Origin of the sequence: Snodgrassella sp. ESL0304, from assembly GCF_013344995.1 — a bacterium.
Classification (GTDB): Bacteria; Pseudomonadota; Gammaproteobacteria; order Burkholderiales; family Neisseriaceae; genus Snodgrassella; species Snodgrassella alvi.
The window spans coordinates 331,264-344,073 of sequence record NZ_JAAEDR010000012.1 but is presented as its reverse complement, the minus strand read 5'-3'; the positions used below and the strand labels follow the sequence as shown (position 1 = coordinate 344,073).

The window sequence follows — 12,810 nt, the reverse complement described above, 5'->3', positions numbered from 1 at the left end:
GCAAGTATACTGTAAATATTCGTGATTAAGTTCATTATTATGTATTACTCTTTTTTAGCGTATAAAATAAAGCTATTGTTTAAAATTATGCCAGTTAACGCCATAACAATCATGTTGCTGCCAGCATTGCGCAAATGCTTCACTTTGTAACCATTGCCATTCGTATTCGCGCGCATTTTTAATTTCATCATTCCAGTGCTCTGAAGGTACTGCCGGATGGCACATAATTAACAATGGATGTTCAGCAAACATGCCAAGCCAGTTGTTCCATTTATGCTGTAAATTTTTTAAATCGGCATTAAAGTTATAGATACCTGCAAAGAACTGATTGTGCGTAATATTTGCCGCATCTAAAGCGCTGTCGAGAGCATGACCGCCAAGGGTATGAATTAATTTTGCCTTAATATCTTTCTGAGAAGTTTTTGTGCTGCGTACTGCTATTATATTTCCATAACGCTGCAATATTATATTTAGTAGCACAGAACGTATCTGCGGGAACTGATGTACATGCTGATGGCCATCGATAAAAACAGGTATGTCACCAATTTTATCTTCAAAAGCATCCAGCTGGCGATTAATAATATCCTGCAAAACTTTTTCCGGCCATGCATGCAGGTAAGATTTAACTAGTACCTGTTTCAGCGTGCCCAGCCCGGCAAATCCGGTGAAATCCAGATGCAAACCAATATCAGTATGCTGCTTTTTCAATTCTGCAACTTCATCTGAAGCAATGGCGCCCAGACTCATAAAGCTGCTTGCCTGTATGCGTCCCATCTCAGACAGACGAAGTACAGCTTCATTTACAGCTGCAGATAAACCCAGATCATCTACATTAATCATTACTGGTTTCATTGTGTGCCTTTTCATTAAATGCCCAGAATTTACCCAGTATAAAAGATAAAACTGTCACTATCAGCGTAACAATAAACCATACCCACCAATAGGCCTGATTTCCAAACCAGTGTATACCTGCCATAAATAAAATCTGGTTTATCATAAAACCGGTTATAGAGCTGAATAACCAGCGCCAGAGAGCCTGAAACCATGTATGTCGCGTCAGACTGAATGTAAGGTAATAATGACCGCTAAAACTGATAACAAAAGCACAAAGAAAAGCCAGAGGATTGGCCAAAACAGGTAAAAAGTGAGCATATCGGACTAACACCACCAAACATAAAAAATGCATAGCAGCGGCTGCTCCTCCTACCAGAGTAAACCATATGCCCTGTGCAGATACAGATTTCATTATTTTTCGCGACTGTCCCACACTTTGTCTACCAGATAAAGCGGCCGCTGTTTTACTTCTTCATAAATCCGACCGATATATTCGCCAATTACACCAAGACAAACGAGCTGTATCCCGGCAGAAAACATAATTCCGGCTGCCAGCGTCGGCCAGCCAGCAAGATCTTTACCAAAAAACAACGTATCAGCAACGATATACAATCCATAGACAATCGACAGGAATGAAATAATCATTCCCATTCTGGAAATCCAGCGTAATGGACGCTGGGAAAACGAAGTAATGCCTATTAAAGCCAGCTCAAACAGGCTGAAATAATTAAATTTACTCTTGCCTGCCTGCCGTTCAGATGCTTGAAAAGGAATATAGATGGTAGAAAATCCTACCCATGCATACAACCCTTTCATAAACCGCTGCCGCTCAGGTAACTTGAGTAAAGCTTCAACAACACAACGTTTCATCAGTCTGAAATCACCGGCATTAGGTGTCAGCTCATACCGGTGAGTATCCTGCATAAAATGGTAAAAGCCATTTTTCAATATCCGGGTTAATAAGCCTTCATGTTCACGTGAAGCTTGTACGGCAGCCACCACATCCACATTATTGGTCTGAATTAATTCAAGCATTTGTTCCAGCACTGAAACCGGATGCTGTCCGTCAGCATCCATCATGGTAACCAGTTCACCCTGAGATTGCGCTAATCCGGCCGTAAGTGCAGCTTCCTTACCAAAATTACGCGAAAATTGTATCAGCCTCAATGCTGTATTACTTGGTAATTGCTGTCGAAATGTTTCAAATAATGTGGTCAGATGATCTTTACTACCATCATCTACTAAAATAATTTCACAGTTCTGTTGTTGCCGGCTGGTAAAAACAAACAGTTCAGGCAAAAAGCGATTTATAGCTGCTGCATCATTATATACCGGCAAAATAATACTTAAACCAGTGCTAACTTTATCCATATCATTTACCTCTCAGCCTAATAGCAAACTGAGATAATCCAAATGTATTATTAATCATTTTTAATTTTAAATAAATATAAAAAATCATTGTTGTTTTAAACATTTTTTCGGTATGTATGCCTGCCAGACTACCTTAAGAGGCTCTCGATCAGGTAATTTATTCCATCGAACTATCCACTCACCCTGTTTTACAACCAGCTCAGAATGATGGGCTAAAGGTTCTAACCATGGTGTCTGAGGATGTTCATCCGCAGGCCATAATGCCAGCGTACCTTGCTGCTGTAAACGACTATTGCTCATCCACGGAGAATAAGCGGAATTACCGGAAACCATGACTGATGGAGCAAATTTTGAATAGGAAGCTACCAGCAATACTACCCAGTCTGAACCAGTCACACTATCAAGCTTACAAGAAGACAACTCCTGCCATTGATCATCAGCCTGTTTGGCCAGTGCAGCCTGAGGCCAGTCCATCCGAGAAGGTTTATGACGGATTCTGGCTCCGAATCCTACATAAACAGCCATCAATATGGTAACGATAAGAGCCCAGACTGCTATACCTTTCAGCAAAGATTTATCTTTAGATATAAATACTGGTTCGGGAATCAGAGACACGATTATGAGTCCGGATAAACCCCACATCGGCATACCCCACATATCACGTAATCCTAGTCCAAAAATCAGTCCGGCAAAAACAAGTATCAGCGTAGGAACTAATCCCATCCATAAAAGAAAATACCAGTCACGCTGACGCAATACCTGAACAGACGGGCGTAAACTCAATCGTGTACGGGTAAACAGCAAAATAAATAAAATAGGTAAATGATTAAGTAGCTGAGTGCCGAAATAGCCCAGAGCCGCCAGATGCCCGTTACGGTTTGCATCTTCAGCGGAGCGTGCTGAAGCATAAGTCAGTGGTAACCAGTTATGCTTTATCAGCCAGTATATATTCGGAGCAAACACAATCATAGCAAGCAGTATTGCCAACCACGGCTTTGGTGTCAGCCATAACCGTCGGTTCGGTGTACACAATGAATATAACACCATAGTTAAGAGCAGTAAGGCAACGGTATATTTTACCAGCATGCCAATACCAGCCAGCAAACCAAACAATAACCAGTATTTCCAGCGATTTTCTCGAATAGCCAGATAAAAGATATAGACTAAACCCAGCCATACGGGCATTTGCGCTATATTATGATTGAATTCAAGAGAAGGCCACGTGTAATAAAATATTGCTAGCAAAAACAATGTACCGATAAAAGCCCGGCTTTTGCTCATCAGTTGCCGGCCGAACAAATAAGCCAGCCATAAACTCAATGCTATTGTACACTGACTTAAAATATACGGACCAATATGACCAAAAGTATAATAAAAAGAATAGAGTACCCAGCTTGAAAATGGCGGATGCTTATAATATCCCCATTGCCATTCACGTCCCCAGTAAATACCCTCCGGAACATCTAAGGGATAACTTGAGGAAAGCATAAAAGGTAATACCGTCCACAAGATAAAATAAAGTATTAACCAAAAGGGTAGTCTGAGCGACAACGGTTTGCTTGGCATAAAAAGATTTCAATTTTCAAATTAAGTTATTATAAAGGGTGCGGTTACTGTTAGACACTACTGTATAGCAATATTATCAAGAAACTTATCTGTTGATTTTAAAAAATCATTTACTCAAAGCATTCAGGCGCAATGAAAAATTGCGCCTGAATAATGCAAAATCTGCTCAACTAAAGCTAGCTTAAGCTACTCGGAATGTAGCTTTGATTTTATCTGGCCAGATTAATTCCAGTTCATCACCGGATTGAATCGCAGCAACTCCGGCAGGTGTGCCGGTGTAAATAATATCACCTGCCTGCAAACCATAAACCCTGGACAGATAACTGATAATTTGCCGGCACGTAAACATCATATCTTTTGTATAACCCTGCTGGCGTATCTCTCCATTTACCTTTAAGAAAAATTCCTGTTTCTGGATATCATCAATTTCAGCTGGTGGAATAAAGTGCGATAAACAGGCTGCTGTAGAAAACCCTTTGGCTTTTTCCCATGGCAAACCTTTACTCTTTAACTCTGCCTGTACATCTCGCGCAGTTAAATCCAGACCAATAGCATAGCCACCGACATAATCTAACGCCTCATTTTCCTGAACATCGAAAGCATCTTCTGCCATATAGATAACCAACTCACATTCATGATGTACATCAGAGCTATAGGATGGTAATTGAATATCATCCGGCTCCAGAGCCAGAGAAGAAGTTGGCTTCATAAATACCACGGGTTCTTCAGGTTTTACATTATGTAACTCTTTAATATGCTCTGTGTAATTTCTTCCAATACAAAAAATATTACCTAAAGCAACTTTTTGTTCTTCGATATAAACGGTTTTCATCTTGTGTCACCAAAAATTAAATCCAGATTTGAAATTAATCATCGTCTGGAAATAGCAATTTATCCGGCCAAAATCAGTTTATCAAAATTGAAAATTCAGCCGGTATAGTCTGTGAGAACCAGAGATAATATATTTTGTAAAATTAAAAAGCAGTAATTTCACTTAATTTTATTAATTGCATTGGTTCTCTCAAGTATGGTTCTACTGTTTTAATCAGGTTTTGAAAATGTTCAGTATTACCATGCTCATTAATTGCTGCATCATCAGCCCAGCATTCAATAAATATAATCCGGTCAGCCTTATCTAAATCTTTATTAACAGTGTAAAACACATTTCCTTTTTCTTTACGTGACAATTTCACACATTGCTCAACCGCAGCAGCAATATTTATCCAGGCATTGGCTTTCAGGTCCATGATCACAATTAGTTTAATTGGCTGTGACATATTTTATCTCCTTGATTTTTCTTAAACGATACTCAGGTATTTGCAAATGTAAAGCCTATTCTTTTAATCAGCTAAAGGCAAATATAAAATCAATCACGTCGTGTAGCATCTACACCTTCCTGTACCGAATTTACCCCGATAATAGTCAGCCTCGGAAAATCTGCCGTCCGTTTGGGACAATTAGCTGCAGGTACTATGGCATGAGTAAATCCAAGTTTTTCTGCCTCTCGCAAACGTTCCTGTCCGCGCGGAACAGGACGAATTTCACCTGATAACCCGACTTCTCCGAATACAATCAGCTTTTCCGGTAATGGTCGATTACGATAGCTTGAAAGCATGGCCAGAATCACAGCCAGATCTGCTGCCGGTTCGGTAATTTTCACACCACCTACAGCATTAAGAAACACATCCTGATCATAACAGGCAATACCGGCATGACGGTTCAGCACAGCCAGCAACATTGCCAGACGCTCCTGAGCCAGCCCTACAGTTAATCGTTTTGGAGCAAAACCATGAGCATCATCAACAAGCGCCTGAATTTCTACCAGTAAGGGGCGTGAACCTTCCTGAGTAACAAGAACGCATGAACCGGGAACATCATCGCGATAACTGGATAAAAACAATGCTGAAGGATTGGAAACCCCCTTCAGCCCTTTTTCTGTCATTGCAAAAACACCTAACTCATTAGCGGCACCAAAACGGTTTTTAATGGCGCGAATCATACGATAATTTGAATGAGTTTCCCCTTCAAAATACAATACTGTATCTACCATATGCTCCAGCACCCGGGGACCGGCAATCGCGCCATCTTTGGTTACATGACCAACCAGCAGCATGCTAATACCCTGTTGTTTTGCCAGACGGGTTAACTGTGCTGCACATTCCCTAACCTGTGATACAGAACCGGGTGCTGAAGTAATACTATCTGAATACATGGTCTGAATAGAATCGATTACTACCACTCTGGGTTTTTGGCGCGCAATAACTGCACTGATTGCCTCTACACGTATTTCTGCCAGTAAATGAACTTTGTCTGCATGTACACCAAGACGCTGGGCACGTAAAGCAACCTGCTGAGCTGACTCTTCTCCGGAAACATACAATACGGATTCCTGTTCGGCCATCAAGGCTATTGTTTGTAGCAATAATGTAGATTTACCAATACCCGGATCTCCGCCTAGCAGAATAACAGCTCCGTCTACTAAACCACCTCCAAGTACCCTGTCCAGCTCACCCATTCCTGTTGGCGTTCTCTGTATTTCAACCGCACTGACTTCTGCCAGTAACTGTACCGCCGATTCACTTGATGCCCATGATTGAAAACGGCTGCCAGAAGAAGGTGCAGATAAAACTGTTGTTTCTTCCAGAGTATTCCATTCGCCACAATGAGGACAACGCCCCTGCCATTTAGGTGAGCTTCCACCACAACTGCGACATTGAAACTGAGTTTTCTGCTTTACCATGAAACCTTTCCAGCAAGACTTGCATTAAATTCAAATATAGTATCCAGTAACTATTGGCAAATAAAGATTCAATAAAATTAACCAATTGTATTCAGTTCTCAATTTTATCTAAATCTTCACTTAAGTTAGAACACAAGAACCAAGCCATAAATTTTACCCTTTAACAGCGTATAATTTAGTTAAATTTTTGAAGCTAAAACCATTAAATAAAAATAGTAATATCTATAATTATAAACAATTGAAGCATTATAATGGTTTTAATCATAATGATTAGCAGATTAAAAAATATGGCAATTTACTGATTCAAATTCAAAAGAGTCTACACTGATAACTGAACGATAAAATCAAATGTTTTGGCAAATAGTAATTGCTTCCAAAAACAAATTATAATAATTACTTTGTCTGGCAATTATTATATACTCCGTCAATTCGTGCAGGTTAAATCCGGTTTTACCTTGATATTCTCTTGCATGGTCAATTATTACATTACACTATTTAATCTTTAACATACATCGAAAAAAATGGAATGAATTTTTGTCTTCGGCTAATTTTTGGCGGAATATTTAAATGTTTTAAATCAATCCATATTTATTTCAATTTTTATACACAGGGTTTTTCAAAACTATGTCCTTGCCAATGATTGTCACATTCGCTGTGTACATTTTAGGAATGATTGCAATTGGTTTTTTTGCCTATCGGTCAACACAGAATTTTGGTGATTACATTCTGGGCGGACGTCGGATCGGCAGCGTAGTAACTGCACTTTCGGCCGGAGCTTCTGACATGAGCGGCTGGCTACTGATGGGATTACCGGGTGCAGTATTTTTATTTGGTATCTCACAAAGCTGGATAGCAATTGGCTTAGTACTTGGTGCTTACCTGAACTGGTTATTGATTGCCGGACGTCTGCGTGTTTTTACAGAAATCAACCATAATGCGTTAACTTTACCCGATTATTTTACGCATCGATTTGAAGATAACAGCTCGTTACTGCGTATTATTTCAGCAGTAATTATTCTGATTTTTTTTACAATTTATTGTGCATCAGGAATTGTTGCCGGAGCTAAATTATTTGAAAGCACTTTTGGCATGAGCTATGGCTGGGCTATGCTGGCAGGAGCTGGTGCAACTATTCTTTATACGCTTATAGGCGGTTTTTTAGCGGTTAGCTGGACAGATACCATTCAGGCAAGTCTGATGATGTTCGCTCTGATTTTAACCCCCATAATGGTAATCATTAATGCCGGTGGTTTTTCTGATGCACTCATTCATATTGAAAATCTGAATCCGGACTATACCAACCTTTTTGCCCATATGGATTTTATCGCCATAATCTCATTGCTAGGCTGGGGATTGGGCTATTTCGGGCAGCCGCATATTTTAGCCAGATTTATGGCTGCTGATTCGCATGAAGTAATGAAAAACGCACGCCGCATCAGCATGACATGGATGATTTTGTGTCTGGCCGGTGCCATTACCGTCGGTTTTTTCGGAATAGCATATTTTGCTAACCATCCAGAATTAAGCTATCTGGTCAGCAATGGAAAACATGAACGGATTTTTATCGAGTTATCCAAATTACTTTTCAATCAATGGATCGCCGGTGTTATTCTCGCTGCAATTCTGGCTGCTGTGATGAGTACCTTAAGTTGCCAGCTGTTGGTCTGCTCAAGCGCTTTGACAGAAGATTTCTATCGTGCATTTTTCCGTCCAAAAGCAAAACAGAAAGAATTGGTCTGGATTGGACGAATAATGGTGTTTATAGTATCTGTGATTGCCATTTTACTGGCAATTAATCCGAATAACAGCGTTCTGGATTTGGTGAGCCATGCGTGGGCTGGTTTTGGGGCTGCATTTGGTCCGATTATTATTTTTTCCGTATTCTGGTCACGTATGACACGAAACGGCGCATTAGCCGGTATGATTACCGGTGCTGTCACAGTATTGCTGTGGATCAATTTTAATTGGTTTAATCTGTATTCACTCATCCCTGGATTCATACTTGCATCAATTGCAATCATTATTTTTAGTTTATGTGATAAAAAACCAAGTGAGATAGTACAGATTCATTTTAAAGATGCTTATAAGCGCTACCATACTAAAACAAAATGAACTTTAATTAACCTGGCGGATTAAACTGTTTTTAAGTTAATCAGTAATCCGAATATGCTCTCAAACCAATTTATTTTATTACATAGCTATATTATGATTATGTCCTTTAATTCACATAATCGTAATAATGAGCATCAAGCATTGGCCGCAAAACGATCGCCCTCGGGAAAAACTTCTTAATCTGGGCGCCTCAGCGCTAAGTGATGCCGAGCTACTCGCAATCCTGCTGCGTACAGGTACTCGGGGTATAAGTGCGGTAGATCTGGCAAGAGAGCTTATTTCTCAACTGGGCAGTCTGCGCGCACTGCTTGAAGCAGATTGTCAGCAAATTTGTCAGTATCACGGTATGGGCATTGCCAGTTATACCCAGTTTGCAGTAATTAGAGAAATAAGCAGACGCATGCTGGCAGAGAAAATTTATTGCCGCCCTATTTTTACTCAGCCGGCTGTAGTGGCTGATTTCCTGCGTTTACATATAGGCCATGAAAAAGTGGAAGTTTGTGTAGCTTTACTTCTGAACCAGCGTAACGAGCTTATGCAAACCATTGAACTGGCTCGCGGTACCATCAATGAAGCACGGGTTTACACTCGCGAAGTTGCTACAGCAGCTTTAAAACACCACGCAGTCTCAATTATTCTGGCACATAATCATCCAGGACAATCTACTATGCCGTCTAATGGCGATATTCAATTTACCAGAGAAATAAAAGCCGCTTTAAATCTGCTGGATATTCGTTTATTGGATCATTTTATTGTTACTGCTGAAAAAATAACATCAATGGCTGAATTAAATCTAATGTAGTAAAAATTATTAATTAAACGTTCTATCTTAATAGCATAATAGTGCAAAGCTGGATAAATTTATCATTGCCGATTACAATAACTGGTTTAATAGCGTTATTTACCTTAATCATACGGAGTACCCCATGATTGATTTTGCTTATGCTGCCAACACTGCCGGTTCACAGAGTGGCCTTATGCAATTCGTCCCACTTTTATTAATTCTTGTTGTCTTTTATTTTCTGATTATCCGCCCGCAGCAAAGCAAACATAAAAAACACCAGCAAATGCTAACCGAACTGAAAAAAGGCGATAAAGTTGTTACTCTGGCTGGAATAGTTGGCAAAATCACTAAAGTAAATGAACAATATTTCACTTTAGAAATTGCTCCTAAAGTAGAAGTTGAATTTGAACGCAATGCCATCAGTGGTAAGGCACCAGAATAAAATCAGTAATCCTGCCGCAACTTTTCAGTTGCGGCCTTTGTTTGTTTTCTTTCTTTTATTAACTGAAGAACAACAGTCTGCAACAAGGCAGCAAATATGAATCGTTATCCTATATGGAAATATCTGCTTATTATCGTCTCAATAGCATTGGGTCTGTTATACACCATTCCCAATTTTTTTGGCGAAATACCGGCAGTACAAATCTCTACCAACCGGCAGGCCATTACTATCAATGAACAAACTGAAAATACAGTTAAACAGGCTCTGGAAGCTGCACACATACAGCATCAGGGTATGTTCATTACTGATGGCAGCCTGAAAGTGCGTTTCAGTGATACTGAAACTCAGCTTAAAGCACGTGATGCTATTGCTTCTAAATTCGGCGAAGGCTATATCGTAGCTCTGAATCTGTTGGCCAATACTCCGGAATGGATGGAAAAAATTCATGCCAAACCAATGTTTCTTGGTCTTGATTTGCGTGGTGGTGTACATTTTACCATGCAGGTGGATATGGATTCAGCCGTTGATAAAACACTTGACAGTTATGCCGGAGATATCCGTCGTCAGCTGCGCAAACTGCAAATCCGCAGCGGCAATATTGTTAAAAACGGACAGACACTGGTTGTTCCTTTCCAATCTGCAAACGATGCTTCCACTGCAATATCCGGATTAAAAAAATATCTTAATGATGCAACACTAACTCAGAATGGTGACCGTCTGGTAGTTAGTCTGAGTAACACTGCGCTGACCAGAATTCGTACAGATGCAGTGACCCAGAACATTAATACCCTGCACAACCGTGTTAATGAGCTGGGTGTTGCTGAACCGGTTATACAGCAGGCCGGACCGAACAGGATTGTCGTACAACTGCCGGGCGTTCAGGATACTGCTAAAGCTAAAGATATCATTGGCCGTACTGCAACTTTACAGGTACGAATGGTAAGTGATGATCCCAATCTGTATCAGCAGGCGCGGCAAGGACACAATCCAGATGGATTTGAACTACTGCCATCTGCCGGTAACGGAGCACCTACACTGGTCAGCAAACAGGTTGAACTGACTGGGGACAATATTAATGATGCTCAGGCCAGCTTTAACGACCGGGGATTGCCGGGTGTAAGCGTAAATTTTGACAGTACAGGTGCCAGCATTTTTGCTGACCTCACCCGCAATAATGTTGGTAAACGTATGGCGATGGTACTTATCGATCAGGGTAAGGCAGAAGTGATTACCGCACCGGTAATCAATGAACCTATTCCCGGCGGTAAAACCATTATTTCAGGAAGTATGAGTATTGCTGAAGCCAATGATACCGCATTGCTATTGCGTGCCGGCTCACTGGCTGCACCAATGAAAATTATCGAAGAACGAACCATTGGCCCGTCTCTGGGTAAAGAAAATATTAGCAAAGGCTTTCATTCCACCTTATGGGGATTTGTAGTAGTAGCCATATTCATGATGCTTTATTACCGGATGTTCGGACTGTTTTCAGTAATTGCCCTGTCATGCAATCTGTTGTTCCTGATCGCTATTTTGTCTGCCATGCAGGCTACTCTGACACTGCCGGGTATAGCGGCAATTGCTCTTACACTAGGTATGGCGATTGACTCGAATGTATTGATTAATGAACGTATCCGCGAAGAATTACGTCATGGTAATACACCACAAATATCAATTAATGCAGGTTACGATCACGCCTGGCATACTATTGTAGACTCTAATATCACTTCACTGATTGCCGGTCTGGCGTTACTGATTTTCGGTTCAGGCCCTATTCGCGGATTTGCTGTCGTACATTGTCTGGGTATTATTACATCTATGTATTCGTCAGTAGTGGTTTCTCGTGCCTTTGTTAATTTGTGGTATGGTCGCAAACGCAAACTGAAAACACTTTCTATCGGCCATATCTGGATTGCAGATAAAGCTGCCACTGGTAAAAGTAAGGCTTAATAAATTATGGAATTCTTCAAAATAAAACGTGATATCCCGTTTATGAGCTATGGTAAGCTGACAACGGCGATTTCATTAATTACTTTTATTCTGGCTGTATTTTTTCTTGTTACTCGCGGGCTGAACTTTTCTGTAGAATTTACCGGCGGTACTGTAATGGAAGTGGAATTCAAACAGAGTGCGGATTTAAATAAAATCCGTACAGAACTGGATGGATTAAAACTTGGAGAAATACAAGTACAGGCACTCGGCACAAATAAACAAATCATGATTCGGCTGCCCAACAAAGCCAATATGACTTCAGCACAATTGTCCAATCAAGTTATGGACTTGCTTAAACAGCATCAGGAAGATGTAAGTTTACGTCAGGTTGAATTCATAGGGCCGCAAGTAGGCGAGGAACTGGTTACTCACGGCTTACTGGCTTTAGGCATGGTTGTGATTGGCATCATTATTTACTTATCCATGCGTTTCGAATGGCGCTTTGCTGTTTCTGCCATTATTGCCAATATGCATGACGTAGTGATTATTCTGGGTTGCTTTGCCCTCTTTCACTGGGAATTTTCTCTTACCGTACTTGCAGGCGTACTTGCCGTGCTCGGCTACTCAGTTAATGAATCAGTAGTTGTCTTTGACCGTATCCGTGAAAATTTCCGAAAACCACATATGCGTGGTAAAAGTGTTCCGGCAATCATAGATAATGCCATTACCGCAACCATGAGCCGTACCATTATCACCCACGGATCAACTGAAGCAATGGTCATTTCTATGCTGGTATTTGGCGGAGCTGCTTTGCATGGTTTCGCAATGGCATTAACAATTGGTATTGTGTTTGGTATTTACTCATCAGTATTAGTAGCGAGTCCGTTATTACTGATGTTTGGACTGAACCGGCAAAATCTGGTTAAGCCGCCAAAACGGAAAGAGGAAGCTGTAGTTTAAGATTAAATTACTATTGTTTTGCTCTAATTAATTAAAAAACTCCAGAATAATATTTTATTTCTGGAGTTT

At 40.5% G+C, this 12,810-nt stretch carries 12 protein-coding genes; 5 read left to right on the top strand and 7 right to left on the bottom strand.

Annotated features, from left to right (window positions below):
• Nucleotides 1–72: 72 nt before the first annotated feature.
• From GYX91_RS05135 to radA, 7 genes are all read right to left on the bottom strand, one after another.
• On the bottom strand, nt 73–852 hold the full coding sequence (locus GYX91_RS05135) for a ChbG/HpnK family deacetylase (protein WP_174830102.1): 780 nt from the start codon (nt 850–852) through the stop codon (nt 73–75).
• Nucleotides 833–1,246, bottom strand: a complete 414-nt coding sequence (locus tag GYX91_RS05130; RefSeq protein WP_084551893.1) for a GtrA family protein — start codon at nt 1,244–1,246, stop codon at nt 833–835. The genes GYX91_RS05135 and GYX91_RS05130 overlap by 20 nt, the downstream gene beginning before the upstream one ends.
• Nucleotides 1,246–2,205 carry a glycosyltransferase family 2 protein gene (locus tag GYX91_RS05125; RefSeq protein ID WP_084586193.1) on the bottom strand — a complete coding sequence of 320 codons (960 nt, stop codon included), beginning with the start codon at nt 2,203–2,205 and terminating at the stop codon, nt 1,246–1,248. The genes GYX91_RS05130 and GYX91_RS05125 overlap by 1 nt, the downstream gene beginning before the upstream one ends.
• 84 nt (nt 2,206–2,289) lie before the next feature.
• Complete coding sequence (locus GYX91_RS05120) at nt 2,290–3,693, bottom strand: glycosyltransferase family 39 protein (RefSeq protein ID WP_174830101.1); 1,404 nt, start codon at nt 3,691–3,693, stop codon at nt 2,290–2,292.
• A 259-nt stretch (nt 3,694–3,952) separates the two neighbouring features.
• Nucleotides 3,953–4,603 (bottom strand): fumarylacetoacetate hydrolase family protein, encoded by a 651-nt coding sequence (locus GYX91_RS05115; RefSeq protein ID WP_174830100.1) that lies wholly within the window; start codon nt 4,601–4,603, stop codon nt 3,953–3,955.
• Between the two features lie 142 nt (nt 4,604–4,745).
• Complete coding sequence (locus GYX91_RS05110) at nt 4,746–5,048, bottom strand: putative quinol monooxygenase (protein WP_174830099.1); 303 nt, start codon at nt 5,046–5,048, stop codon at nt 4,746–4,748.
• A gap of 89 nt (nt 5,049–5,137) precedes the next feature.
• A complete protein-coding gene (radA, locus tag GYX91_RS05105) occupies nt 5,138–6,511 on the bottom strand; it encodes a DNA repair protein RadA (protein ID WP_174830098.1) in 1,374 nt (457 codons plus the stop codon).
• A 624-nt stretch (nt 6,512–7,135) separates the two neighbouring features.
• Between radA and putP the strand changes: the two genes are divergently transcribed.
• From putP to secF, 5 genes are all read left to right on the top strand, one after another.
• Nucleotides 7,136–8,623 carry a sodium/proline symporter PutP gene (putP, locus tag GYX91_RS05100; RefSeq protein WP_174830097.1) on the top strand — a complete coding sequence of 496 codons (1,488 nt, stop codon included), beginning with the start codon at nt 7,136–7,138 and terminating at the stop codon, nt 8,621–8,623.
• A 127-nt stretch (nt 8,624–8,750) separates the two neighbouring features.
• On the top strand, nt 8,751–9,425 hold the full coding sequence (gene radC / locus GYX91_RS05095) for a DNA repair protein RadC (RefSeq protein ID WP_084551887.1): 675 nt from the start codon (nt 8,751–8,753) through the stop codon (nt 9,423–9,425).
• Nucleotides 9,426–9,549: 124 nt separating this feature from the next.
• Nucleotides 9,550–9,849: a preprotein translocase subunit YajC gene (gene yajC, locus GYX91_RS05090; RefSeq protein WP_025330657.1), complete on the top strand. Its 300-nt coding sequence runs from the start codon at nt 9,550–9,552 to the stop codon at nt 9,847–9,849.
• 96 nt (nt 9,850–9,945) lie between these two features.
• On the top strand, nt 9,946–11,799 hold the full coding sequence (gene secD / locus GYX91_RS05085) for a protein translocase subunit SecD (protein ID WP_174830096.1): 1,854 nt from the start codon (nt 9,946–9,948) through the stop codon (nt 11,797–11,799).
• A 6-nt stretch (nt 11,800–11,805) separates the two neighbouring features.
• Nucleotides 11,806–12,741, top strand: coding sequence for a protein translocase subunit SecF (gene secF / locus GYX91_RS05080; RefSeq protein ID WP_100125577.1), 936 nt, complete (start codon nt 11,806–11,808; stop codon nt 12,739–12,741).
• Nucleotides 12,742–12,810 lie beyond the last annotated feature (69 nt).